A 25,332-nucleotide genomic window follows, 5' to 3' on the forward strand; every position below is an offset into this window, starting at 1 on the left:
TCGAACGCAGTTCCCGACGCACGCCGCGACGCTGTGGATCAGGCCACCGCGATCATGGCATTGAATTCTTCTCGCAGCGCCTGCTCGTCCGCGTCGTCAGGCGCCTGGAAACCTGCACGGACCGCCTTCGCCCGCCGCAGGCTGTCGCCGGCAAGCGGCGGGGCGTTTTCGGTCACTGCCAGCATTTCGTCCATGATGCCATGGCAATGCAACACCATGTCGAGACCCGCGGCGATGATTCCCCGTGTTCTTTCGGCAATATCGCCCCGCAAGGCGTTCATCGAGACGTCATCGGACATCAGGAGCCCGTCGAAGCCTATCTTCTCGCGGATAATTTCGCGCACGACCTTTGGCGACGTGGTGGCCGGGTTGTCGGGGTCTATGGCCGTGAAGACGATGTGCGCCGACATCGCCATCAATTCATCGTTCATGCGCCGGAACGGCACGAAGTCGCAGGCATCGAGCTCTTCCAGACTTGCCTGCACCACGGGCAAATCGTGGTGGGAATCGACCATGGTGCGGCCGTGACCGGGCATGTGCTTCATGATTGGCAGCATGCCGCCGGCCTTCAGGCCTTCCGCGGCGGCCTTGCCCATGGCGGACACGATTTCCGGCTCCTGGCCATAGGCCCGGTTACCGATCACGTCATGCACGCCGGGAACGGCGACATCCAGCACCGGCAGGCAATCCACGTTGATGCCGAGACGCAGCAGATCGAAGGCATGCAGGCGCGACATCAGCCAGCTTGCCCGCAGGCCCTTTTCCGCATCGGAACGGTAGATGGCACCGAGCGCTGCGGCGTTCGGATATTGCTGGACATGGGGCGGCTTGATGCGCTGCACACGCCCGCCTTCCTGATCGATCAGCACGGGAATATCGGCATCGCCGCCGATGCAATCGCGCATTTCGGCAGTGAGATCGGCGACCTGCGCCGGTTCACCGATATTGCGACCGAACAGGATAAAACCCCAGGGCCGCTCATTGCGGAAGAAGGCTTTTTCGTCGGCGGTGAGGCTCAGGCCCTTGCAGCCCGAAATGAAGGATTTCGATTCGCTCATATCGGCAATCTTATTGGTTCGGGAAAGAAAGACGAGGCCCTGATCTGCGGGCTATCCGCGATGCGCCCCGAGATGGAATCGAAAGGGCGCGGACAAGATCCGCGCCCCTCAAATGCTGACTGCATGCCTCAGCGGGTGACGAGGCAGCTGCCGCCGGCGCCCTTGTAGCGGTTGCACAGGCTGTTGGCCTCTTCACGCGAACCAGCCGGAATACGCACACGATAGAACGTGCCCTTGTTGGGGATCGCCACCTGCTTGATGTCCACGCCGCGACCGCCGATCACGCTGCCGAACTTGGCGGACAGCGAATTGTAGGTCTTCTGCGCTTCCGCCTCAGACGGCAGCGAGGCGATCTGGATGACGTAGCTGCCGGGCGTCACGGCGGCGACCTGGGTGGTCTCCGCGGCCTGGCTCGTCGCAGCCGCGGTCTGCTGGCCACGGACATTGCCGTTTTCGGTAACAGTTCCGACAACGTTGACCGGCTGGTCGACCGGACGGCTTTCCGGCGTCGGCGTGTTGTTGCCGGCCGTCGTCGCGGCGTCCGCACCGAAGGTCGTGGTTTTTACGGTACGGACAGGCGCGGTGTCATCGACCTGGGCATTCGCCACTTCGGCAAGCGCGGAGCGCGGCTGAGTGCCGGTGGCAGCCTGTTCGGCACGCAGCGAGGCATTGGGATCGACCTCGGCATTTGCCGTTGTGGCTTCGCCTGCCGTGCGGCCGGTGGTCGCCGTCGCCTTCGCGTCGAACTGGGCGGTTTCCTGCGTCGCCGGCGTATCCTCCCGGGCAACCAGCGTGCCGTCGGGTTTGACGATCATGGTGCGCACCTTGCGGGGCGACACGACAGGCTTGCCGGCGTCGGCGGTCGCCTTTTCAGGCTCATCCACGCCCGGAAGCAGGCGGCTTCCATCGTCGGCGCCAGCTGTCTCCTGCCCGTCATCCGCATCATCGAACGGCAGGGTGTCCGGCGTTAGCGTGCGCTGTACCACATCGATCGGCTCCTCCGACGAGGTGACGAGTTGCTCCTGCTGCGGCGTATTAGCGCCGTCGCCTGCCACGCGATCGTAGACGGCCTTGTCCTGATTGGGCACGGTCTTGCCGCCACGCTCCTCGGGCACGACCTTGATCGGTTCCTTGTCAGCGAGAATGACGCGTGGCTCACCGGAACTCGCCGTGCCGCCGCCCGTAAACGACGACCATGCATAGACGCCACCGCCGCCGACAAGCAGCAGGGCGGCGACGGAGGCCGCAATCAGCATGCCGCGGCGCGGGCGCGACTGTTCGTCATCATAGCCATCGCCGGCGTAAAGCGTGTTGGCCTGGCCGGGATCGACGGGGATGGCCATGCGCTCCGGCTGGTGCAGCGAACGGCGGAAATCCTCTTCGAGCGCCCGTTCGAAATCATCGACATCGTTGATCTGCGCTGCCGGCTGGCCGACCGCGGCTGCACCCGTGGCAGCGCCGCGCGACAAATCTTCCGCGCGCGCCGGAGCAGCCGGCTCGGTAAAGAGCTGGGCCATCTCCGCATCGAGGTCGAAATCGAAATCGGGCTGGTAGGCCTGCGGCTTTTCCTTCTCGACAACGGGAAGCTGCGGCACGTCCAGTTCCGTGACCGGCGCGACACCAACATCGGTATCGGCGATCATGGTCGGATCGAAAGGCAGCGAGCCATCCGCCATTTCCGAAACGATCGGCTGCGGCGCCGTATAGGTCGATACGGGTACGGCAACGGCCGGCTCACGGCGCACGGGGCGTTCTGCTTCGACAGCGCGAGCCGTTTCTACCGGAGCCACCTCTGCGCGGGCCACGGGTTTCGTAACGGCCGGAGTTTCATCCAGCGAAAAATCGGACAGATCGAGATCGATGTCAGAGAGATCAAAGTCCAGATTGTCGAAATGGATGTCCGGCTCGGCGGCGGGCGTCGTAGCGGAAACCGGCTCCTTACGGGTTTCGATGATCGGTGCCGGCGCTGTAAACGCAGGTTCGGTGAAAGTCGGGACGGCAGACGTTACCGCCTTTTCCGCTACGGTCTCGCGGCGGCCGGTCGGTGTTGCACGTCCGAAAATGGCTGCGACATTCGCAAAAGAGTTGCGCTGTGCAGCGGCGGCTGTAACCCCCGCCGTCGTGGCCGCAGCAGCGGTGGAGGCGGAAAAGGGCGAACCTGCTTCCGGCACAGGATAAAGCTCGACTTCGGCCAGCAGGGAATCGTGACCGTAGCCCCGCCCCTTCTGGACGGACTGCACCTGGTAATCCGGAGCAGCCTCATGCACAGGCTCCGCCTGCCAGGACTGCTGGGCTTCGGCGACGGCGCGTGCATGATCTTCTGCCGTGTCGATGGGCATCTCGGAAACGAAATGCGGCTGCTCGCCGGCATAATAGGCTGTCTCGGCATGGAATGGCTCGGCATGCTCGACGCCCGAATCGGCCGGCATCCAGCTGCCTGCAACGGGCTCGACAGCGCTTTCGATCACCGTTTCGGCAACCGGCAACGGCTGGACGAACGCGGCTTCAGCGCTCGTATCCTGCGCGTGAGCCACATCCGTGAAGGTATCGCCGAGAGAAAGTTCAAGCTCGCGCTCGAGATCCACCCCGAGATCGGAAACCGTGTCGCCTTCCACCGGCTGCAGGCCGAGGAATGTGGGCTCGGGCGCCGCATAAGTTTCGGGTTCCGGGACAGTCGAAATCTGCGGCGGGGCTTCGAAATGCGGCTCGAAGCGTTCAGCGAACTGCAAGCCTGCATGGGCCTCCGCCTCGACGGAAACCGGCGGCACGTCCTGAACGGTGCCTTCAAGCTCATCAGCGAGCAGAAGCGCGGAATCAGCAGGGACATCGGCCTGAAACACCGAAGCTTCGACGGTCGCCGGCGTTTCTTCGAACGCTGGCTCCCAATCGCGAGCTTCGTCGACATAAACGTCATGAGCGACGAAATCCTCGACGGGACTGGCGACGAACGCATCCACTTGCGGCTCGAAGACGGGCTCGGCATCAACTTGGGCCTGATATGTTTCGACCGGCGCCTCGAACGTGGGTTCGGCGAATGACGGCTCCTGATGACGGGGGGTGTCTACGAACGTGTCTCGCGCAGGAATCTCGTCGATGATCGCGGCGCGGTCCTCGACAACCGGCGACGGCACATCGAAGACAGGCTCGCCGTGGCGTTCGGCAGCCGGCTCCACAAGCGGCTGCGCCGAAACGCGGCTTGCGGGGGCATCGTACTGCTCGAAGGCTCGCATCAGCTCGTCCTCGAGCGCGAGAACAGCATTCTCGCGCCGGGGCGCAGGCTGCGCGCTTTCGGAGAAGGATTGCGTCACGCCCTGCACCGGGCGCGGATCGAAGTTCACGAGACGGGCAAGCTCGCTCAGCGGATCATCATCCGCCAAGAGGCCCGCATCACCGGTTCCGCTTCGCGCGAAGTTCTTGTCAGCCATACTGCTTCCCACTCATAAGCTACAAAGACGCATTGCCAGCTTATTATGGGTAAATGGTGACGTTATCGCATTTCATCCGGTGCTGCGGTACCTGTAATGGACAGACCCGACTTGATAACGGAAGCGACAGCGTGCACCAGCCCAAGTCTGGCGATGGTCAATTCTCTATTTTTATCGTTAACAAACCGTAATTCCGGTTGTTCTTTACCCTTGTTCCAGTGTCCGTGGAATGCGCTGGCAAGTTCATAGAGATAAAATGCAATGCGATGCGGCTCCTGCGCCGCTGCCGCACCTTCGATGACACGGGGATATTCTGCCAGTTTTGCCAGAAGCTGCAACTCGCTCGGATCCGCGATATTTCCGGCGATCGCACTGGCAAGATCGAGCGCACCTACATCGAGACCCGGCAGTGCCTCGGCCGCCTGACGGAAGACCGACATGCAACGTGCATGAGCATACTGCACATAGAAGACCGGATTGTCCTTGGACTGCTCGGTCACCTTCGCAAAGTCGAAGTCGAGCGGCTCGCTGCTCTTGCGATAGAGCATCATGAAGCGGACGGGATCGCGGCCGACCTCCTCGACGACATCGCGCAGGGTCACGAAATCGCCGGAGCGCTTGGACATCTTCACCGGCTCGCCATCGCGGTAGAGCTTGACGAGCTGGCACAGCAGGACGGTCAGCTTCGAGTTTCCATCGGAAACCGCCTTGGCGACCGCCTCAAGGCGCTTGACGTAACCGCCATGGTCGGCGCCGAGCACATAGATCATCTCGTCGAAGCCGCGATCGAACTTGTCCTTGAAGTAGGCGACGTCTGCGGCGAAGTAAGTATAGGACCCGTCGGACTTGATCAGCGGGCGGTCGATATCGTCACCCACCTCCGTCGAGCGGAACAGGGTCTGCTCGCGGTCTTCCCAGTCTTCCGGCAGTTGACCCTTCGGCGGGGGCAGAACGCCCTTGTAGACATAGCCCTTGAAGGTCAGGTCATTGATCGCGGTGCGGATAGGCGCGCCGTTTCCGGCATGAAGCGAACGTTCCGAGAAGAAGACGTCATGCTCGACGTTGAGGGCGGCCAGGTCCTCGCGGATCATCGCCATCATCATGTCGATGGCCTTTTCCTTGACGATCGGCAGCCACTGCACCTCCGACATCGCACGCAGCGACGTGCCGTGTTCGGCCACGAGCGCCTCCCCAACAGGGATCAGGTAGTCGCCGGGATAGAGACCCGACGGGATTTCACCGATCGTCTCGCCCAGCGCCTGCCGATAGCGAAGGAAGGCGGAACGCGCCAACACGTCGATCTGCGAACCGGCATCGTTGATGTAATATTCCTTCGTGACGGCGTAACCGGCAAAGGCGAGAAGATTGGCGAGCGCATCGCCGACCACGGCACCGCGGCAATGGCCGACATGCATGGGGCCGGTCGGATTGGCCGACACATATTCCACGTTGACCTTTCGGCCGGCGCCCGTCGTGCTGCGACCATAATCGGAGCCCGCAGCCACGACGGCAGCCAAAAGCTTCTGCCAATAGGCGACGGACAGGCGCACATTGATGAAGCCCGGCCCGGCCACGCCGACATCGGCGACTTCCGGATCGTTCTTCAGCTCGGCCACGATGAGATCGGCAAGCGCGCGCGGATTGAGACCGAGCGGCTTGGCCAGAACCATCGCAGCATTGGTGGCGACATCGCCATGGCTCTGATCACGCGGCGGCTCGACGCTGATACGGCCGAAATCGAGTTCGGCGCGCTTCTCACGGACGATTTGAAGTCCTTCGAGTACGTTTTTGATTCTGCTGTCGAAGTCTGTAAAAAGGTTCATCTCATCCATCCGCGCGCAGAGAACCGCATCGGGCTGTATTCCTGCGAAGAAATTCGGGGTGCCGGCTGACTATCGCAATTCAGGGGTATGGTCAAACAGCCGGCGATGGGTGTTGATCGCGTAATTGTCGGTCATACCCGCCAGATAATCGGCGACGTGGCGGGCACGCGCCGATTCGGGCATGGTGGCGATGCGGTCGACCCAATAGTGTCCCTGCATGAGCTGGGGATCATCCATGTAAGCATGATAGAGATCGGTCAGGATCGATGCCGCGTTGGCGCGCACGCGCATGACTTCCGGGTGCCGGTAGATCCTTGAGAACAGGAGTTTCTTGATCTCCCTGTCGGTCTGCCCCATGCCTTCGGAAAAGGTCGCCATGCACCGGCGCGCCTTGCGCACATCGTCGGCACTCTCGGGACGAACCTCCAGCAGCGCGTGCTGCGCGTAGCCGATGACATCCTCCACCATCGCCGTGATCTGCCGGCGCATGATCTCGTGGGTGAAGCGCGATGCTTCGAGACCCGGATAGCGATCGTGAACCTCCCGCATCAGCCTTGCCAGGAAGGGCACCTCCTCCAGCATGTCGAAGGTCAGGAAGCCGGAGCGCAGGCCGTCATCGATGTCATGGGTGTTATAGGCGATATCATCGGCGATGGCGGCGACCTGCGCCTCCAAGCTCGCGAAACTGCCAATTTCAAGATCATGCATCGCGCAATATTCAAGGATGGGCCGCGGCACCTCCTTGCCATGCGTGCATTCTCCGTTGGGACCGATCAGCGGGCCGTTGTGCTTGACCAGACCCTCCAGGCTTTCCCATGTCAGGTTCAGCCCATCGAACTCGGCATAGCGTCGTTCGAGCTTGGTGACGATGCGCAGGGACTGGGCGTTGTGATCGAAGCCGCCGAATGGCTCCAGAACCTCCTGCAACGCGTCTTCCCCGGTATGCCCGAAGGGGGTGTGACCGAAATCGTGCACCAGCGCCACGCCTTCGGCGAGATCCTCGTCGAGCTTCAGTGCCCGCGCCAGCGCCCGGGCGATCTGCGCCACCTCGATAGTATGGGTCAGCCGCGTGCGGTAATGGTCGCCGTCAGCTGCGATGAACACCTGCGTCTTGTGCTTGAGACGACGGAAGGCCGTCGTGTGCACAATGCGGTCGCGGTCGCGCTGGAAATCCGATCGCGTGGGGCTTTCGCTTTCGGGAAAGAGCCTCCCACGGCTTGTCCAGGGATCGGAAGCATAGATGGCGCGCTGTCCGGCGCCGAAACCCAGCGCATGTCTGTCGAGTGTCATTCGTCACCTGCATTCACGCCGCCCATTGACGCGGCCTCAATGCCTTCATACCTATAGTGTGCATAGCAGCAAGTCCGGCCGCAAGCTCCGTCTGAAAGATCAGCATTTTCAATGATCTGCCGACGGTTCCGCGTTTAGTCGGGCTTCACGGCGCAGCCGCGCCGGCCAATGCGAACAAACGATTCTCTCCGGATCTTGACCCCGGCAGGAGGCAGACATGAGCAACCAACCCGTAACCCTTTCCGATGCCGCCGCCCGGCGCATTGCGACCATTCTCGGCTCCTCGCCCGAAAAGCAGGCGCTTCGCGTGTCTGTCGAAGGCGGCGGCTGTTCCGGCTTTTCCTACAAGTTCGATCTTGTCGAAGACCAGCAGGACGATGATCTCGTTCTGGAGAAGAACGATGCACGCGTGCTGATCGACCAGCTTTCGCTCGTCTACATGGACGGCTCGGAGATCGATTTCGTCGACAACCTTCTTGGCCAGTCTTTCCAGATCAAGAATCCGAACGCCGTCGCCAATTGCGGCTGCGGCACCAGCTTCTCGATCTGACGTCATTTCATACCCGGCCAACAGAGATTGGCCGGAAGAACACGCGAAACGGAAACCGCATGCCGATCAAGATTGCCACCTGGAACATCAACGGCGTGCGGGCCCGCATCGAAAACCTCGTCGCGTGGCTGAAGGAATCGAACCCCGACATCGTCGCGTTGCAGGAAATCAAGACGGTCGATGAGACATTTCCGCGCCTGGAGATCGAAGCGCTCGGCTATCATGTGGAGACACACGGGCAGAAGGGCTTCAACGGTGTCGCGCTTCTGTCGAAGATCCGCCCCGACGAGGTGAACCGCGGCCTTCCGGGCGACGAGGCCGACGAACAGGCGCGCTTCATCGAGGGCGTCTTTTCCGTTGAGGGCGGCGCAATCCGCGTCTGCTCGATCTACCTGCCGAACGGCAACCCCGCCGATGATCCGGTCAAATACCCCTACAAGCTTTCATGGATGGAGCGCCTCTTCGCCTTCGCGCAGGATCGCCTGGCGCTGGAAGAACCCCTCGTGCTTGCCGGCGACTATAATGTCATCCCCGAGCCGCACGACTGCTGGGACGTCAAGGTCTGGGAGCGGGACGCGCTCTATCTGCCGCCGACACGGCAGGCCTTCAGACGTCTTGAAAACCTCGGTCTCACCGATGCGGTGCGCGCCTCGTCGGATGCCGCGCCGCTTTATACGTTCTGGGATTATCAGGGCGGGTGCTGGCCGAAGAACTACGGTATCCGCATCGACCATCTCATGCTGTCGGCCGAGGCATCGGACCGGCTGGTCTCGACAGCCGTCGAGAAGCATGTGCGCAACTGGGAAAAGCCATCGGACCATGTGCCAGTAGTGGCTGTGCTCGACTACGCCGCGTGATGCGCGCGAGATCTCTCTTCGATCAGTCTATTCGTTGGGATTGAAACGAATGCTCTGCGCGAGTGCGACGCCCTTGCGGCGGTCCTCCTCGGTGGCGACGGAGAACGCCTCCTCCTGCGTCGCCTGAAGCCAGCCACAGTCCTTGGGCGGGCAATGGTCCAGCGCCGCCGTCATGAAGGCGAGACCACGGGCCGTGTCCCCTTCCTGGAAAAGAATGTTACCGAACAAGCCCATCGCACCGGCATGGCCCTTGTTGCGCGCGCGGTTCAGCCATTTCTTGGCTTGGTGCACGGACACATTGCCACCCTCGCCGCGCAGCATCATGCGGCCAAGCTGGAACTGCGCTTCGGGAATGCCGAAGGTGGACGCGGCCTGGAAATAGAGCTGACGCGCCTGCGTCAGATCGATCCGGACCGGACTGTCTGGGATACCGCGGCGATAGTAGCTGGCGAGTGAAATCAGGGCGCTGGCGAAATAACCCGTATCTTCCGACCCCGGCTCGACGCCGGCACGGGCGATCTCGCTATAGATCTTGAAGGCTTCCAGGTCGTTCTCCGGTACGCCGTCGCCGTCGGCATACATGTTGGCGAGCGCCCAGCGCGAACCCGTATGTCCCTTTTCCGCGGCATAGCGATAGGCCTCGACGGCATCGCCCTTGCGACCTTCCTTGTAGGAGAAGAAACCGAACTTGAAGAGATCGAAAGGCCCGCTTTCCTTGGTAATGCCCGCATCGGGATCGAATGCCAGAGCCGTCGACGCCATCCCGCAGGAGAGCGAAAGGCAGAGACCCATTACAAGTACTTTCATCGGCATCAACTCAGACCTGGGTATCACTTCAACTATTCCGCGGCCGGCCGATCTATCGCCAAGAAACCGGGAACGTACGGTTTTCGTACGCTTTTCCGACAGTTCCCGCGGCAATGACATCGTTTGGCTCATCATATCCCTTGAGCGCGGTCGCCCGCATCTGCATGCCCTTATCGCTGCGCCCCGTTTGTGGCGGGAAATGGACATTTCGTCGCTTGCCAGAGGGTGTAGCAAACTCTGGAAAAAAATGTGTTGCGATTCTGTCACAGAATTTTCAGCAACACTGTGATTTCCCCACTGCAAGCGCCCAACAATAAGGAAACATTAACTATAACGATTGTCGCAGATGATTTGAGCACCATTTAGGCGCGCCCGATGAGCGCCGCGCGAAAGCTGCGGGACAGGCTGCGCGAAAAGCAGGAAAACAGAAGCCCAGAAACGAGAAAACCCGGCACTAGGCCGGGTTCTTGGTGCGGTCGAGAAGACTCGAACTTCCACGGGTTGCCCCACAGCGACCTCAACGCTGCGCGTCTACCAATTCCGCCACGACCGCATCGTGGTAGGTGTCGTCTTGCGGCGACGGGGGTGCATGTAGCAAAAGGATTTGGGGTGCACAAGGCCGCGCGACAAGAAAAATGAGAGAAAGCGAAACAATTTCAACAGTCCCTTCGCAAGGCCCCGGAAACCCCTGAAATCCTTGCAGGATCGCTCCTATATCTGGCACAAGGAACCCGAAAGGAAAGCCGTCATGCAGCGCCAGGACATCGAGACATCCCTTCTAGCGATTCCCGGCTCCCCGCCGGTGCGCTGGCGCGTCGCGCCAGGACTTGTCGCCTATGACGAGGCAGTCGAAACGATGGAGCGCGAGGCGGCCGCCATTGCGCGCGGAGAAGCCGACGAACTGGTCTGGCTGGTCGAGCATCCGCCTCTTTACACCGCTGGCACCAGCGCGGTGCCCGATGACCTGGTGGCTCCCGATCGCTTTCCGGTGTTCTCCACGGGACGCGGCGGTGAATATACCTATCACGGCCCCGGCCAGCGTGTTGTCTATGTCATGCTGGATCTCAAGCGCCGGCGGCAGGATGTGCGTGCCTTCGTGGCAGCACTCGAGGCCGTCGTGATCGATGCGCTCGATTCCATGAACATCCGCGGCGAGCGGCGCGAAGATCGTGTCGGAGTCTGGGTACGCCGGCCCGAGCGCCCACCGCTGCCCGATGGGTCACCTGCAGAAGACAAGATCGCCGCCATCGGCATCCGCCTGCGCCGGTGGGTGAGCTTTCACGGCTTTTCCCTCAATGTCGATCCGGACCTCGAACATTTCAGCGGCATCGTGCCTTGCGGCATCCGCGGTTACGGCGTGACCAGCCTCGTCGACCTCGGCCTGCCGGTCATGATGAGCGACGTCGATATCCAGATCCGCAACTCGTTCGAGCGGGTCTTTGGCGAAACCATCCCCGACACGGACTTTCAGGCGATTAGCGCATCGCAGGCATAGACGATCGCGTAGCCGTGCAGGGCAAGGGCAGCGTAGAAACCGAAGCCCGCGAGCAGCATCTGCGGCGGCGTCATGGGCTCCAGCGCGCGACGCGGTTTCACGCCACCGGCACCGATCAGGCTCAGGAGCGTGAAGACGGCAAGGCCAGCGATGAGAAGCGTGAACGGCAGGCCGATACGCCAGCCGACGAATACGATGGCCAGCGTCACCAGAAAGCTCGCGGAAAGAAGGCCGGCTCGACTCTCGAAAACCTGACGCAACACCTGCCCGCCATCGAAACGGTGCATCGGCAGGAGGTTGAGCAGGTTGAACGCGCCGAGGATCAGCAGGAAGACCAGCACGGCAGCACCTGCCGCGCGCGAGCCGGCATCGTGCAGCGCGATCAGCGGCGGCACAAGGAAAGCCGACATGCCAGCGCCCATCAGCGCGCAGACCGCCACCTCGAAGCGTGAATTGTAAGGCCGCCCACCGACGGCGATGCCGCCGAGCAGCGGCACGAAGATCATGCGCACGCGCTTGTGACCGAAGGCCCGGTAAGCGGCCATGTGCCCGAATTCATGCAGAACGATCACCGCCGTGAGAAAAGAAGACAGCAGCAGACCGCGCACGTTGAGCCCGAAAAACGGCCAGAGCAGCACTGTCGACAGGATGGCGAGCACCATCTGCGTCGCCGGCCGCTCCAAAATGCCCCTCACCTCGCCTTGTCCCGTGGCGAGCCACTGATCGAGCGCCTTCATTTCACGGCGCAGCTGCACATAGCGGAAAAGCAGGAAGGCGATGCCGCGATAACGATCCGTCTGTTCGACCGTCATCAGCGTTCCGCCCGGCACCGGACGCAGGAAACGCCGATCCACATAATCCTCCCAGAAGGAAGAATCGAGCGCGCTGTCTTCGATGACGCGAGTCTCGCAGGCGATACCATCGCCATCGCGCGCTTCGCGCACCGACACTGTTCGGGTAATCGGTTCACCTCGCCGATCTGGGTAGCGGAAGGTTTGCCGGGCACGATCCGAGGAAAGAGGCTCGCTTGACAAGACGGAGGGATGCCAGTCGGCTTCGCTGCCAAGCGGGCTGACCAGCCCGGCAAGACGCGCCGGTGATGCCTTTAGAACCCGGCTGAGCCGCAGGGTGCGGCGGCCGACCGGCGCTGCGATTAACAGCCAGATCAGGCCGAGATTGATTGCCAGCAGCAAGACAACCGAAACCGAAGTCGACATTGCATCCTCCCCGGTCGTCATGGACCGGAGATTTCAGGCTAGCGGCGATTTCCTAACAAATCAGGAGTTTCAGGCGAATTCCATGATGACGGCGTCAACTGCCAGGCTTTCGCCGGGTCGCGCACGGATCGGGCCGACGGTCAGGTCACGCTCGGCGCGCAGGACGTTCTCCATCTTCATGGCTTCCACCACGGCAAGGGTCTCGCCCGCTTTCACCTCCTGACCTTCCTGAACGGAAATCGACACGACCAGGCCTGGCATGGGGCAAAGCAACATTTTCGAGGTATCGGGCGGCAGCTTGACCGGCATCAGCGCATCGAGTTCGGCAAGGCGCGGCGCGAAGACGCGGGTCCGTACGGACAGCCCCTGCCAGTCGATGCGCATGCCGTTTCGCAACGGCCGCAACTGCGCCGTCACCGATTTTCCGTCAACCGCGCCGCGCCATACGGCATCGCCCGGACGCCACTCGCTTTCGACCGCATCCGTCGTCGCGAGCGCGTGGTAATCATCGCCGATCTTCACCACCCAGTCTGACCGTAGCCCTTGCGCTGGACGCAGGCGGTCGAGGTGTTTCGCGCGGCGCGCGGCGTCGGTCAGGTGCGCGGAGAGCGCGACACGGGCCAGCACCTGCGCCTCACCTGCGTTCGGTGTCATTGGCGCGAAGCCGTCGGGATATTCTTCGGCGATGAAACCGGTCGAAAGCCGCCCCTCCCGCCAGCGAGGATGCCGCATCAGCGCGGCGAGGAAGGGAACATTGTGCTCGATGCCATCGACGCTGAAGCCATCGAGTGCGTCGCTCATGGCATCGATCGCCTCCAGGCGACTCGGCGCCCAGGTGCAAAGCTTGGCGACCATGGGATCGTAATACATCGAGATTTCGGCGCCCTCGTAGACGCCGGTATCGTTGCGCACGATCGTTGAACCGGATTTCCCTTCCGCGGGCGGGCGATAGCGGGTGAGCCGACCGATGGACGGCAGGAAGCTGCGATATGGGTCCTCGGCATAGAGACGGCTTTCGACAGCCCAGCCATCAAGGCGGATATCGTTCTGCGTCAGCGCCAGCTTTTCGCCGGCGGCAATGCGGATCATCTGTTCAACGAGATCGATGCCCGTGACGAGTTCCGTCACCGGATGCTCGACCTGCAGGCGGGTGTTCATCTCGAGGAAATAGAAGTTTCGGTCGCGGTCGACGATGAACTCCACCGTGCCGGCGCTCTGGTAATCGACCGCTTTGGCGAGCGCCACCGACTGCTCGCCCATGGCACGCCGTGTCGCCGCATCGAGAAACGGCGATGGCGCCTCCTCGACGACCTTCTGGTTTCGGCGCTGGATGGAGCATTCTCGCTCGCCGAGATAGAGCGTCGTGCCATGCGCATCCGCGAGCACCTGGATCTCGATATGGCGCGGGTCGACGATATATTTCTCGATGAAGACGCGGTCGTCGCCAAACGCGCTTTTCGCCTCCGAGCGGGCGCGGTCGAAACCGTCGCGCACCTCGTCCTTATTCCACGCGATGCGCATGCCCTTGCCGCCGCCGCCAGCGGAGGCCTTGATCATCACGGGATAGCCGATTTCGCCGGCAATGCGCTCCGCGTGGGCGGCGTCCTCGATCACACCGAGGAAACCCGGCACCGTCGAGACGTTTGCGGCATTGGCGAATTTCTTCGATTCGATCTTGTCGCCCATGGCACGGATCGCCTTGGGCTTGGGGCCGATAAAAATAATGCCTTCGGCCTCCAGCGCCTCACAAAAGCTGGCGCGCTCGGAAAGGAAGCCGTAGCCGGGATGGACCGCCTCTGCGCCGGTCTCCTTACAGGCAGCAATGATCTTGTCTGCGACCAGATAGCTTTCGGCCGCCGGCGCGGGACCGATATGGATGGCTTCGTCTGCCATTTCGACATGCAGCGCGTCGCGGTCGGCATCGGAATAGACCGCAACGGTGGCGATGCCCATCCTGCGTGCCGTCTTGATCACGCGGCAGGCGATCTCGCCGCGATTGGCAATCAGGATCTTCTTGAACATGCTTTCCTCCCGGCAGTCTTGTGCAGGAGTTGTAGCCACAAAAGCCCCGGCCATTCAACGGCAGCGCACGGGCACTTTAGTCGAAGGCAATATCCGCCCTCGCCTTTCGGCTCTTTTGTTCGCGCCAGATGATGAAAAGGCCAGAGGCGACGATGATTGCGATACCGAGCCATTTCGACGGCGTGGGAAAATCGCCGAAGATCGCGTAGCCGAGCACGGTTGCAGAGATGATCTCGAAATACTGGAACGGAGCCAGTAGCGACAGCGGCGCCATGCGGAAGGCGCGCACCACCAGCATATGCGCATAACCCGACAGCGCCCCCAGAATGAGCAGCAGGATGAGTGTGAAGAGCGACGGCGGCAGCGACAGCTCAAAGTCGCCAATGCCGGCATTGTTGCCGATCATGAGTGCGGCGCCCATGAACAGCGTTCCGCCGAACCCGGCGATCGTTTGCATGGTAAGCGGCGAATCGGCATCACCGATGGCGCGGTTCATGAAGAGATAGATGGAATAGAGGAAGGCACAGCCAACCGGCAGCAGCGCCGTCCAGCCGAACAGCACGAAACTCGGCTGGATGACGATGAGCGCACCACCAAAGCCAACAATGATGGCGAGCCAGCGCCGCCAGCCGACCTTGTCGCCGAGAAAGGCAGCAGACATCGCCGTCAGTATGAAGGGTTCCACGAAGTAGATCGCAAAGACATCCGCCAGCGGCATGTACTTGACGGCAGCGAAGAAGAGCAGGCTTGCCGCGCCGTGGATTGCCCCGCGCAGGAGGTTGAGCCATGGACGCTTCGGGCGCAGCGTCGCGGCGCCGGCAGCCGTGAAGATCAGCGGCACGGTGCAGACCAACTGGAAGAAGAAGCGGTAGAACGTAACCTGCCCGGGCGACATGCCGGCGAAATTGGCCATGTATTTGGCGATGGCATCCATGCAGGGCAGAAGCAGCATGGCGATGGCCATGAGCGCCACGCCCTGCATGGTGTTTGCGCCGGACTGGCCGACTGGGCCTGCGCCTGCATTCATGATGCGTCTCCTCGTTACTTTCTCCTTAGACCTTTTCACTCAACTGGCAATGACGGATTTTCGGCCCCGCAGAGGCGGCGCGAAGCGGCGCATTTGAGGTAGAAACGAGGCCTTCTCTGGCTGTAAACTTGCCGGAAACACATTGGAGGCCGCGATGACCATTGCCGGCGAAAACAACACCATTCCCTTTCCTGCCATCCGTACCGACGGTGACACGCTGGGCGGCCGCATCTGGCGCGCGCGCGATGCCATCGGCGTTTCGCTGGAAGACCTTGCGGCACGGCTCGGCCTGCCGGAAGACACGATCGGCGGCTGGGAAAGCGACCGCGCCGAGCCGGACACCAAGGCGCTCTTCATGCTGGCAGGCGTTCTGTCGGTCTCGCCGTCCTGGCTGATCGCCGGCATCGGCGAGGCGCCGGGCGATCCCGCCGGCGACGAGCACCTCCACCCCCTGCTTCGACAGCTCCGCGAGGTGCACCAGCTGCATGAGCGGACAGGCAAGGCGATCGCCGCGCTCGAGGCCGAGGTCGCCAGGCTGATACAAAAAGATCAGGCCTGATTTTCACCCCAAGACTTGAGACAGCGGCCCGGCTCTGCAATGGTCTGGTCGCAAGAGAATCCGCATAGGGAGACGACTATGGATGTACGTGCCGCCGTTGCCGTTCAGGCAGGAAAACCGCTGGAAGTGATGACCGTGCAGCTCGAAGGCCCACGCGCCGGCGAGGTGCTCATCGAAGTGAAGGCGACCGGCATCTGCCATACGGACGAATTCACCCTGTCGGGTGCTGATCCGGAAGGCCTTTTCCCGGCCATTCTCGGCCACGAGGGCGCAGGCATCGTCGTCGATGTGGGCCCGGGCGTCACATCGCTGAAGAAGGGCGATCATGTCATTCCGCTCTACACGCCGGAATGCCGCGAGTGTTATTCCTGCCTGTCGCGCAAGACCAACCTGTGCACGGCCATTCGCACCACGCAGGGTCAGGGCGTGATGCCCGACGGCACCTCGCGCTTCTCGATCGGCAAGGACAAGATCTTCCACTACATGGGCTGCTCGACCTTCGCGAACTACACGGTTCTGCCGGAAATCGCGCTCGCCAAGGTCAACCCCGACGCCCCCTTCGACAAGATCTGCTATATCGGCTGCGGCGTGACGACCGGCATCGGCGCGGTCATCAATACGGCTAAGGTGGAAGTGGGCTCGACGGCCATCGTCTTCGGCCTCGGCGGCATCGGCCTCAACGTGCTGCAGGGCCTGCGCCTTGCCGGCGCTGACATGATCATCGGCGTCGACATCAACAACGACCGCAAGCCCTGGGGCGAAAAGTTCGGCATGACGCATTTCGTCAATCCGAAGGAAGTCGGCGACGACATCGTGCCCTATCTCGTCAACATGACGAAGCGTAATGGCGACACGATCGGTGGCGCGGACTACACCTTCGACTGCACGGGCAACACCAAGGTGATGCGCCAGGCGCTGGAATCGTCCCATCGCGGCTGGGGCAAGTCGGTCGTCATCGGCGTTGCCGGCGCGGGCCAGGAAATCTCCACTCGTCCGTTCCAGCTGGTCACGGGCCGCAACTGGATGGGCACGGCCTTCGGCGGTGCGCGTGGCCGTACCGACGTTCCCAAGATTGTCGATTGGTACATGGAGGGCAAGATCCAGATCGATCCGATGATCACCCACACCATGCCGCTCGAAGACATCAACAAGGGCTTCGACCTGATGCATGAGGGCAAGTCCATCCGCAGCGTCGTCGTCTACTGATGACGGCAGCCGCCTACCTGGTCGATGTGCGGAGAATGGAAGCATTCTCCGCGGTCGAGCTTTATGCCCTGCTGAAACTGCGCGTCGATGTCTTCGTCGTCGAGCAGGCCTGCGCCTATCCGGAACTGGATGGCAAGGATGCCGATGCGCTGCATCTGCGCCTGATCATCGATGGTGAGACCGCAGCCTATGCGCGGTTGTGGAAGCCGGAAAACGGCGGCCCGCGCATCGGGCGTGTCATCGTGGCACCGGCACATCGCGGCAGCGGCCTCGGCGGGGCGCTGATGCGCGCCGCGATAGAGGCCTGCGAAGCGCATTTCCCCGGTCAACCGATCTCGCTTTCGGCGCAGAGCCATCTCGAACCCTTCTATCGGTCCCTTGGCTTTATCCCGACTTCGGCGGAATATGTCGAAGATGGCATTCCCCATCTCGATATGGCGCGGCCGGCCGAAAGCCAGGCACAGGCGAACTGAAAAGACCGATCGCATGAACGAAGACCAGCCCACCATCTTTGTCGATGCGGATGCCTGCCCGGTAAAGCCGGAGGTCCTCAAGGTTGCCGAGCGGCACGGCCTGCCGGTGACGTTCGTCGCCAATTCGGGGCTGCGTCCATCGCGTGACCCGATGATCCGCAACGTCATCGTCTCCGGCGCCTTCGATGCGGCCGACAACTGGATCGTCGAGAACGTGCGCGAAGGCGACATCGTCATCACCGCGGATGTGCCACTTGCCGGCAGAACCGTCGCCAAGGGGGCGCATGTGACCGGTCCGACCGGGCGACTGTTCGACCAGACCAATATCGGCATGGCCAGCGCGATGCGCGATCTCGGTGCACATCTGCGCGAGACCGGCGAAAGCAAGGGCTACAATGCCGCCTTCTCGCCGCGCGACCGTTCCGCCTTCCTGGAAACCCTGGACCGGCTTTGCCGCCGGGCGAAGAACGCGCGGGCAGGATCATGACGGCAGCACCGGCACGCAAGATCTACGGTCGGCACCTGCCTTTCTATGCAGGCATCGCCGCAGCCGTCTTATGCGGCGTGCCGGCGATCTTGATGAAACCGGATTTCGCAATCGATATTGCCGTCGTGGTGTTCTTCTCCTGCTACCTGGGAATGACGATCATTCGCCTGCCCTATCTGACGGCGGGCTATCTCGAACATCATGCCACCGACGCCGACGAACCGGTGTGGATCATCTTCACGGTCACCTTCGCGACCGCCGCCGTGTCCATAGGCTCGCTGTTCGTCGTGCTCAATCGCAAGGGGGCCTCGGGCATCGAACTCGCCCTCGCCTTCGCCTCGGTCGCGCTGGGCTGGTTTACCATCCACACCATGGCGGCACTGCATTACGCCCATGTCTACTGGCGGCCATCGAACACGGAGACGGGACGCGGCGCAGGCCGCAGCCTTTCCTTCCCCGGCGACACAAAGCCGGGCGCGTTCGACTTCCTGTATTTCGCCTTCGTGATCGGCATGACGGCGCAGACATCTGACGTCGCGATCACCTCGACGGCGATGCGCAAGGTCAACCTGCTGCACGCCATCGCATCCTTCTTCTTCAACACGGTGCTGGTCGCAGCCGCGGTGAACGCGGCCGTGTCGCTCGCCACCTGACATCAGGAGCTTCCCAATGAAAGTGCTATCCCAGAACACCGCCTTCGGCGGCATGCAGGGCGTGTTCGCCCACGATTCCGAGGCCTGCAAGGCCGAGATGACCTTCGCCGTCTTCGTGCCGCCGCAGGCCATAAAGGAGCCGCGCCCGGTGCTGTGGTATCTGTCCGGCCTCACCTGCACCCATGCCAATGTCATGGAAAAAGGCGAATACCGCCGCATGGCAGCGGAGCTCGGCCTGATCGTCGTCTGCCCCGATACCAGCCCGCGCGGCAATGACGTGCCGGACGAAATCACCAACTGGCAGATGGGCAAGGGCGCCGGCTTCTATCTCGACGCCACCGAGGCGCCGTGGGCGGAAAACTACCAGATGTACAGCTATGTGACGGAAGAACTGCCGAATTTCCTCAGCCAGCATTTCCGCATGGACATGGATCGCCAGGGCATCTTCGGTCATTCCATGGGCGGGCACGGCGCCATGACCATCGCGCTGAAGCATCCCGACCGGTTCAAGAGCTGCTCGGCCTTCGCGCCGATCGTCGAACCGTCGACCGCCGACTGGTCCGCGCCCGCTTTCGAAAAATATCTCGGTGCCGACAAGGCGGCATGGCGCCAATACGATGCTTGTGCCTTGGTGGCAGATGGCGCGCGTTTCCCGGAGTTCCTTATCGACCAGGGCAAGGCGGATGGCTTCCTCGACAACGGCCTGCGTCCCTGGCTGTTCGAAGAGGCGATCAAGGATACGGACATCAAGCTCACGCTGCGCATGCATGAGCGCTACGACCACTCCTATTACTTCATCTCGACCTTCATGGACGACCATCTGAAGTGGCACGCCGAACGCCTCGGCTGACACGACGATTTCCCATGGCGGGGGCGCATGGCTGACATGCCGCCCCTGCTCTTGCGATCGGCCTCACGATGCGCAATATTTCTTCACGGTAGACGGCTACCGCCGGGACATCCGGTCACGATCGCGGGGACGGCCTCGCTCCTTTCAAACGGAGTAGGCAAAATGCCCTGGATTCTTCTTACCCTTGCAGGTCTCTTCGAAATCGGCTGGGCTGTCGGTCTCAAATATACCGATGGTTTCACAAAGCTCGTGCCGACCGTCCTCACCGCCGGTTCCATGCTGGTCAGCATTGTGCTTCTCGGCCTTGCCGTGAAGACGCTGCCCATGGGCACGGCCTATGCGATCTGGACCGGAATCGGCACCGTCGGCACCGTCATTCTCGGTATCGTCCTTTTCGCAGAGCCGGTCACGGCCATGCGGATAGGCTGTATCACCCTGATCGTCACGGGCATTCTCGGCCTGAAGTTCGTCGCGTAGACATAACTGGTACGGCCGGGGGCAAGAGCTCCCGGCAACGCCTCCAGATGGAAACCCACGACATCCGTTGTTTTACAGCGGAATGTTGTCGTGCTTCTTCCAGGGATTTTCCAGATCCTTGTTGCGCAGCAGGCGCAGCGCGCGGGCAATGCGCTTGCGCGTCGAATGCGGCATGATCACCTCGTCGATATAGCCGCGCTCAGCCGCCACGAAGGGCGACAGGAACCGGTCCTCGTACATCTTCGTGTGCTCGGCGATCTTTTCGGGATTGTCGATATCCTTGCGGAAGATGATCTCGACCGCGCCCTTGGCACCCATCACGGCGATCTGCGCCGTCGGCCAGGCATAGTTGATATCGCCGCGAAGGTGTTTCGAGGCCATGACGTCATAGGCACCGCCATAGGCCTTGCGGGTGATGAGCGTGACCTTCGGCACCGTTGCCTCGGCAAAGGCGAAGAGCAGCTTGGCGCCGTGCTTGATGAGGCCGCCATATTCCTGCGCCGTGCCCGGCAGGAAGCCCGGAACATCGACGAAAGTCACGACGGGAATGTTGAAACAGTCGCAGAATCGCACGAAACGCGCGGCCTTGCGACTGGCATCCGAATCGAGAACACCCGCCAGCACCATAGGCTGGTTGGCGACGAAGCCGACCGATGTGCCCTCGATACGGCCGAAGCCGCAGACGATGTTCCGGGCAAAGCTTTCCTGTATCTCGAAGAAATCGCCTTCGTCGACGGTCTTGAGGATCAGCTCCTTGATGTCATAGGGCTTGTTGGCGTTCGCCGGCACCAGCGTATCGAGCGAGGCATCGACCGCCTCCACGGACTGGAAGCATTCGATCTCCGGCACGGGCGAAGTATTCGACTGCGGCAGGAAATCCACGAGGCGGCGAACCTGAAGAAGCGCGTCGACATCGTTGTCGTAGGCACCGTCGGCAATCGAGGATTTCGTGGTGTGAACGGAGGCGCCGCCGAGTTCCTCGGCAGTCACGGTCTCGTTCGTCACGGTCTTCACCACATCCGGCCCCGTCACGAACATGTAGGACGTGTCGCGGACCATGAAGATGAAATCGGTCATAGCAGGGGAATAGACGTCGCCGCCCGCGCATGGCCCCATGATGACGGAAATCTGCGGAATGACGCCCGAGGCCAGCACGTTGCGCTGGAAAACCTCGGCATAGCCGCCAAGTGCCGCGACACCCTCCTGGATACGGGCACCGCCGGCATCGTAAAGCCCGATGATGGGTGCCCTGTTCTTGAGCGCCATGTCCTGGACCTTCATGATCTTCTGGGCATGGGTCTCGGAAAGCGAACCGCCGAAGACCGTGAAATCCTTGGCGAAGACGAAGACGGTGCGGCCATTGACGGTGCCCCAGCCGGTGACGACGCCATCGCCGGCGATTTTCGTCTTCTCCATGCCGAAATCCGTGGAGCGGTGTTCGACGAACATGTCGAACTCCTCGAACGAGCCCTCGTCGAGGAAAACATCGATGCGCTCGCGCGCCGTCAGCTTGCCGCGCTTGTGTTGCGCATCGATGCGCGCCTGTCCGCCGCCCATGCGGGCGCGCTCGCGCCGGACTTCGAGCTCGTGGAGAATTTCCTTCATGATCCCTCGGTTCCTCCCGTTCAGACAACGGCTTAGCATGGGGAACCGGGGGCTTGAAGAGGATTTGCCTAGATCGATGGTCTTAGGTCAGCGTGGAATGCCGGCGAGAACGGAGGCGGCGACATCCATCTCCTCGCGCCGCAGCTCCCGACGCCGGAAGGCTTCCTCATCGGTGCCCCAATGCTCGATCTGCCAGTCCTCGTCCACATGAGCGAGAGACCAGGCCGTCTCGGCATCGACAACGCCCTCCGCAAGCGCCAGTGCCAGCAGCGCCGAGCCCGTCAGCGTCGTGACGGTGTGCAGGCAGGCCAGCGCCAGCGGATCGGTATGCGCAGAGAGTGCTGCGGCAAAGGCGTCGATTGCCGGTGCCGGCTGCTCCTGGTGCATAACGCCTTCTACAAGGATAAACCGAGCACCCTTGGCCTCAGCCGCCCAGCGCAGGATCGGACCCCAACTGTCGCGCTGGCGGTTGACCAGACCCTCGGGAGAATCGGCGCGGTAGCACAGCATGTCGGTGCCGGCGAAACGCACGATCTCGTCGGCCACCGCATCGAAATTGGCGGCGACGCCGTCGATTGCCGTGTTGGCGAGGCGGGTAACGGGCATCTTCGCGGGATCGATCTCCTCGCCCTGCCCGTCCCATTCTTCGCGCAGGCGATCGGCAATCGCCCGGGACGGCACCGCCAGAATGTTCTTGCCCGGCGTGCGCACCGGCCTGCCGTCGAGAAGAATGCGGAATCCCTCATCCGACTGCTCGGTCGTCACGTCCGTGTAGAACCGCTTCGGCAGCGGCCGCTTCATCTGGATTTGCGCGCGGCGTACCGGATCGGGATCGCTCATCGCATCGGAAAGATCGCTTCGGATATCACGCATCGGAAATCTCCAGCCATTCGAGAAGGTCGGCCGGCGTGCGCAGGATATGGTCTGCGCCCGCATCAACCAGTTCGGGAACACTTGCATATCCCCAGGAAACGCCGATGGCCTTGGCACCGGCTGCCTTGGCCATCTGCATGTCATAGACGGCATCGCCGATCACAACCGTGCGGGCCGCATCGATACCCGCCTCGCTGCAACATTCCATGACCATGGCCGGATGCGGCTTGGAGGGGCAGTCGTCGGCGGTGCGGGATACGAAGAAAGTCTTGTCGAAGCCATGGGAGGCACGAATGAGATCGAGCCCGCGGCGGGACTTTCCGGTGACCGCACCGAGGATCAGGTCGTTTTCGCCCTCCAGCCGCGCCATCATCGGCGCGATGCCGTCGAAAAGTGGTTCCTGGAAACCGGGCTCGGCACGCACGTCGGTAAAGATGGCCTTGTAATGCGCCGTCATCGCCAGCGCCTCGTCGTCGACATGGGGCTTGTCCTGCATGCGGGCTATCGCGATATCGAGGGTAAGCCCGATGATCGCCTTGGTCTCGGCCACATCCGGCCGGGCATACCCGAAATCGACGAAGGTGCGGGCCATGACCTCGTGGATCAGCTTGACGCTGTCCACCAGTGTTCCGTCGCAATCGAAAAGCACAAGCCGCATCACTCTTCCTCATCCGCGGTGTTCTGGTCGAAACCGAAGAGGTTCCATGTTTGCACCATGTGCGGCGGCAGGGGCGCGGTCACACGCAGGCGCCCGCCATTCGGATGCGGAATATCGATGTGACGCGCATGCAGATGGAGCCGGTTCTGGACCCCGCCGGGGAAATTCCAGTTCACATCCGAATCGAAATACTTGGGGTCGCCGAGAATGGGATGGCCGATATGCAGGGCATGGACGCGCAGCTGATGGGTACGCCCGGTGTAGGGTTCCATCTCTAGCCACGCGAAGTTCTGCCCCGCCTGCTCGACGACGCGGTAGAAGGAGACGGCGTGGTCTGCGCCATCCTCGCCGTGCTTGGCGATACGCATGCGATCGCCATCCGGCGTCTGCTCCTTGACGAGCCAGGTGGAAATCTTGTCCTCGCGCTTCTTCGGCACGCCCTTGACCAGCGACCAGTAGGTCTTCTTGGTGTCGCGCTCGCGAAACGCCGCCGTGAGCTTCTGCGCGGCACCGCGCGTGCGGGCGATGACAAGAACGCCCGACGTGTCGCGGTCGAGGCGATGCACGAGGCGCGGCTTCTCGCCCTTCTGGCTCGTCCAGGCTTCCAGCATCTGGTCGATATGGCGCGTGACGCCCGAACCGCCCTGCACGGCGATGCCGGCCGGCTTGTTGAGCACGAACACCTTGTCATCCTCATGCAGCAGCATGCGCGACAGGAGTTCGCCGTCAGGGGAGTGCTTGAGATCACGGCTGGCAATGGGGCCGGACTTCGCAGCTTTCGGATCGACATCCATGGGCGGGATGCGGATAATCTGTCCGGGCTGTATGCGCGTGTCGCTTTTCGCACGCCCGCCGTCGATGCGGACCTGCCCGGAGCGCAGCAATTTTTGAAGCTGGCCAAAGCCGAGCCCCGGATAGTGGACCTTGAACCAACGGTCGAGACGCATGCCCGCCTCGTCGTTATCCACCTGCTTGTGTTCGATGCCTGCCATGTCAGCCTTCTTTCGTTGCGCCGCTCTTAGCGCAAGAACGAAGGAATTAGAAGGCGCGGAAGGTCAGTGTCGTCAGCGAACGCACGATGCCGGGAATGGACGCGACATGATCGTTGATGAACTTGCCGATATCCTCTTCGCTTTCGACATATATCTTGAGCAGCAGGTCGAACTCGCCGCTCGTCGAATAGAGCTCCGAAATGAGTTCGGTTGCGTAAAGCGCATCGGCCACCTCATAGGTCTTGCCCGGGGCGCATTGCAGTTGCACGAAAATCGGCTTCATCGGTCCTCCCGTGCCATCGGCGGCATGCTCGAGCCGCGCGACTCCGGCGGCATTACGCATTCCTTATGACGGAATTGTCACCGCAAAGGCAAGACCGCCGGAAACAGCCGACATCGGTTAAAATTCGATGAAAATACAAGCATCATAATTCACTGCAGCGAAATTCCCGAATGCTAGAGTCGATCATCCGACCAACCGTTGAAATGCCATGACCCAGATCGTGACAGTCTCTCCGGCAACCGCCGCCTATGCCTCTCTCGGCATGAAAACCACAACGCGGAGCCATACGCTCTTCGAGGAACGCATCCATCACTGGAGCGAGGATGCGAAGGTGCGCGGCGATGCCCGCGTGCTCGCGGTCCTCAACGTCATCCAGCCCCCGGCGCTTGCGCTCGCCCTCCTCACCGCGCCGGACCTGCGCCCCCAGGTAACGGTCGCCGAGGCACAGCGCCAATACGACGAGAACGGTCAGGAAGTACCGCCCGACGTCGACTGACACCTCCCCAACAACAGCCGTCCCCAACACCTCGCCCCCGTTACCGGGGGCTTTCTTTTCATGTCGTATGTCTTCATAGCCGAAGCATCGCTGATACCCGCCAACAAAGTTGGATGAGATTTCGACCGACTAGGAGAGGTGGATCACCG

General features: G+C 62.0%; 24 protein-coding genes and 1 tRNA gene. 11 read left to right on the forward strand and 14 right to left on the reverse strand.

All coding sequences use genetic code 11. From position 1 onward, the window contains the following. Nucleotides 1–38: 38 nt before the first annotated feature. The 4 genes from nagZ to MNR02_RS09740 form a co-directional block, all read right to left on the reverse strand. On the reverse strand, nucleotides 39–1,058 hold the full coding sequence (gene nagZ / locus MNR02_RS09725; RefSeq protein ID WP_241946668.1) for a beta-N-acetylhexosaminidase: 1,020 nt from the start codon (nucleotides 1,056–1,058) through the stop codon (nucleotides 39–41). Between the two features lie 128 nt (nucleotides 1,059–1,186). Continuing rightward, entirely contained in the window at nucleotides 1,187–4,483 is a 3,297-nt protein-coding gene (locus MNR02_RS09730) for an SPOR domain-containing protein (protein ID WP_241946669.1), read from the reverse strand. 62 nt (nucleotides 4,484–4,545) lie between these two features. After that, nucleotides 4,546–6,306, reverse strand: coding sequence for an arginine--tRNA ligase (gene argS / locus MNR02_RS09735; protein ID WP_241946670.1), 1,761 nt, complete (start codon nucleotides 6,304–6,306; stop codon nucleotides 4,546–4,548). Nucleotides 6,307–6,375: 69 nt separating this feature from the next. Beyond that, nucleotides 6,376–7,596 (reverse strand): deoxyguanosinetriphosphate triphosphohydrolase, encoded by a 1,221-nt coding sequence (locus MNR02_RS09740; protein ID WP_241946671.1) that lies wholly within the window; start codon nucleotides 7,594–7,596, stop codon nucleotides 6,376–6,378. Nucleotides 7,597–7,813: 217 nt separating this feature from the next. On the opposite strand from MNR02_RS09740, the gene erpA reads away from it, so the two are divergent. Both erpA and xth read left to right on the forward strand, forming a co-directional pair. Continuing rightward, nucleotides 7,814–8,146 (forward strand): iron-sulfur cluster insertion protein ErpA, encoded by a 333-nt coding sequence (gene erpA, locus MNR02_RS09745; protein ID WP_241596097.1) that lies wholly within the window; start codon nucleotides 7,814–7,816, stop codon nucleotides 8,144–8,146. A gap of 65 nt (nucleotides 8,147–8,211) precedes the next feature. Next, nucleotides 8,212–9,003 carry an exodeoxyribonuclease III gene (gene xth, locus MNR02_RS09750; protein ID WP_241597752.1) on the forward strand — a complete coding sequence of 264 codons (792 nt, stop codon included), beginning with the start codon at nucleotides 8,212–8,214 and terminating at the stop codon, nucleotides 9,001–9,003. Between the two features lie 27 nt (nucleotides 9,004–9,030). Here xth and exoR read toward each other — a convergent pair whose 3' ends face one another. Beyond that, on the reverse strand, nucleotides 9,031–9,810 hold the full coding sequence (gene exoR / locus MNR02_RS09755) for an exopolysaccharide production regulator ExoR (RefSeq protein ID WP_371746652.1): 780 nt from the start codon (nucleotides 9,808–9,810) through the stop codon (nucleotides 9,031–9,033). A gap of 468 nt (nucleotides 9,811–10,278) precedes the next feature. Then, a tRNA-Leu gene (locus MNR02_RS09760) sits at nucleotides 10,279–10,363 on the reverse strand. 195 nt (nucleotides 10,364–10,558) lie between these two features. Between MNR02_RS09760 and lipB the strand changes: the two genes are divergently transcribed. Next, nucleotides 10,559–11,305 carry a lipoyl(octanoyl) transferase LipB gene (gene lipB, locus MNR02_RS09765; protein ID WP_241946672.1) on the forward strand — a complete coding sequence of 249 codons (747 nt, stop codon included), beginning with the start codon at nucleotides 10,559–10,561 and terminating at the stop codon, nucleotides 11,303–11,305. On the opposite strand, the gene MNR02_RS09770 is transcribed toward lipB, so the two are convergent. From MNR02_RS09770 to MNR02_RS09780, 3 genes are all read right to left on the reverse strand, one after another. Then, nucleotides 11,278–12,522 (reverse strand): hypothetical protein, encoded by a 1,245-nt coding sequence (locus MNR02_RS09770; RefSeq protein ID WP_241946673.1) that lies wholly within the window; start codon nucleotides 12,520–12,522, stop codon nucleotides 11,278–11,280. The two genes, lipB and MNR02_RS09770, sit on opposite strands and share 28 nt — an antisense overlap. Nucleotides 12,523–12,591: 69 nt before the next feature. After that, nucleotides 12,592–14,598, reverse strand: coding sequence for an acetyl-CoA carboxylase biotin carboxylase subunit (locus MNR02_RS09775; RefSeq protein WP_371746653.1), 2,007 nt, complete (start codon nucleotides 14,596–14,598; stop codon nucleotides 12,592–12,594). Between the two features lie 22 nt (nucleotides 14,599–14,620). Next, nucleotides 14,621–15,571, reverse strand: a complete 951-nt coding sequence (locus MNR02_RS09780; RefSeq protein ID WP_241946675.1) for a DMT family transporter — start codon at nucleotides 15,569–15,571, stop codon at nucleotides 14,621–14,623. A 154-nt stretch (nucleotides 15,572–15,725) separates the two neighbouring features. On the opposite strand from MNR02_RS09780, the gene MNR02_RS09785 reads away from it, so the two are divergent. The 7 genes from MNR02_RS09785 (at nucleotide 15,726) to sugE (ending at nucleotide 20,276) form a co-directional block, all read left to right on the forward strand. Then, the gene (locus tag MNR02_RS09785) at nucleotides 15,726–16,130 is read left to right on the forward strand and encodes a helix-turn-helix domain-containing protein (protein ID WP_241946676.1); all 405 of its coding nucleotides are present in this window, start codon (nucleotides 15,726–15,728) and stop codon (nucleotides 16,128–16,130) included. Nucleotides 16,131–16,208: 78 nt separating this feature from the next. Beyond that, nucleotides 16,209–17,336, forward strand: a complete 1,128-nt coding sequence (locus MNR02_RS09790) for an S-(hydroxymethyl)glutathione dehydrogenase/class III alcohol dehydrogenase (RefSeq protein ID WP_241946677.1) — start codon at nucleotides 16,209–16,211, stop codon at nucleotides 17,334–17,336. Then, nucleotides 17,336–17,809, forward strand: coding sequence for a GNAT family N-acetyltransferase (locus MNR02_RS09795; protein ID WP_371746655.1), 474 nt, complete (start codon nucleotides 17,336–17,338; stop codon nucleotides 17,807–17,809). The genes MNR02_RS09790 and MNR02_RS09795 overlap by 1 nt, the downstream gene beginning before the upstream one ends. Before the next feature lie 13 nt (nucleotides 17,810–17,822). After that, nucleotides 17,823–18,296, forward strand: a complete 474-nt coding sequence (locus MNR02_RS09800; RefSeq protein ID WP_241946679.1) for a YaiI/YqxD family protein — start codon at nucleotides 17,823–17,825, stop codon at nucleotides 18,294–18,296. Then, nucleotides 18,293–18,949, forward strand: coding sequence for a DUF1345 domain-containing protein (locus MNR02_RS09805; RefSeq protein ID WP_241946680.1), 657 nt, complete (start codon nucleotides 18,293–18,295; stop codon nucleotides 18,947–18,949). Before MNR02_RS09800 ends, MNR02_RS09805 begins: the two co-directional genes overlap by 4 nt. Before the next feature lie 16 nt (nucleotides 18,950–18,965). Beyond that, the gene (fghA, locus tag MNR02_RS09810; RefSeq protein WP_241946681.1) at nucleotides 18,966–19,799 is read left to right on the forward strand and encodes an S-formylglutathione hydrolase; all 834 of its coding nucleotides are present in this window, start codon (nucleotides 18,966–18,968) and stop codon (nucleotides 19,797–19,799) included. Between the two features lie 162 nt (nucleotides 19,800–19,961). Further along, a complete protein-coding gene (gene sugE / locus MNR02_RS09815) occupies nucleotides 19,962–20,276 on the forward strand; it encodes a quaternary ammonium compound efflux SMR transporter SugE (RefSeq protein WP_241946682.1) in 315 nt (104 codons plus the stop codon). Nucleotides 20,277–20,348: 72 nt separating this feature from the next. Here the strand turns inward: sugE and MNR02_RS09820 are convergent, their stop codons facing one another. The 5 genes from MNR02_RS09820 to MNR02_RS09840 form a co-directional block, all read right to left on the reverse strand. Continuing rightward, a complete protein-coding gene (locus MNR02_RS09820) occupies nucleotides 20,349–21,881 on the reverse strand; it encodes an acyl-CoA carboxylase subunit beta (RefSeq protein ID WP_241946683.1) in 1,533 nt (510 codons plus the stop codon). Nucleotides 21,882–21,968: 87 nt separating this feature from the next. Then, a complete protein-coding gene (locus tag MNR02_RS09825) occupies nucleotides 21,969–22,754 on the reverse strand; it encodes an ATP12 family chaperone protein (RefSeq protein ID WP_241946684.1) in 786 nt (261 codons plus the stop codon). After that, complete coding sequence (locus tag MNR02_RS09830; RefSeq protein ID WP_241946685.1) at nucleotides 22,747–23,412, reverse strand: HAD-IA family hydrolase; 666 nt, start codon at nucleotides 23,410–23,412, stop codon at nucleotides 22,747–22,749. Before MNR02_RS09830 ends, MNR02_RS09825 begins: the two co-directional genes overlap by 8 nt. Further along, complete coding sequence (locus tag MNR02_RS09835) at nucleotides 23,412–24,404, reverse strand: RluA family pseudouridine synthase (RefSeq protein ID WP_241946686.1); 993 nt, start codon at nucleotides 24,402–24,404, stop codon at nucleotides 23,412–23,414. Before MNR02_RS09835 ends, MNR02_RS09830 begins: the two co-directional genes overlap by 1 nt. Before the next feature lie 46 nt (nucleotides 24,405–24,450). Further along, nucleotides 24,451–24,687: an Lrp/AsnC ligand binding domain-containing protein gene (locus tag MNR02_RS09840; protein ID WP_134649071.1), complete on the reverse strand. Its 237-nt coding sequence runs from the start codon at nucleotides 24,685–24,687 to the stop codon at nucleotides 24,451–24,453. Nucleotides 24,688–24,895: 208 nt separating this feature from the next. Between MNR02_RS09840 and MNR02_RS09845 the strand changes: the two genes are divergently transcribed. Next, nucleotides 24,896–25,183, forward strand: coding sequence for a hypothetical protein (locus tag MNR02_RS09845; protein ID WP_241596145.1), 288 nt, complete (start codon nucleotides 24,896–24,898; stop codon nucleotides 25,181–25,183). The last annotated feature ends 149 nt before the right edge of the window (nucleotides 25,184–25,332 follow it).

This window comes from Shinella sp. H4-D48 (genome assembly GCF_022637395.1).
Taxonomy (GTDB): Bacteria; Pseudomonadota; Alphaproteobacteria; order Rhizobiales; family Rhizobiaceae; genus Shinella; species Shinella sedimenti.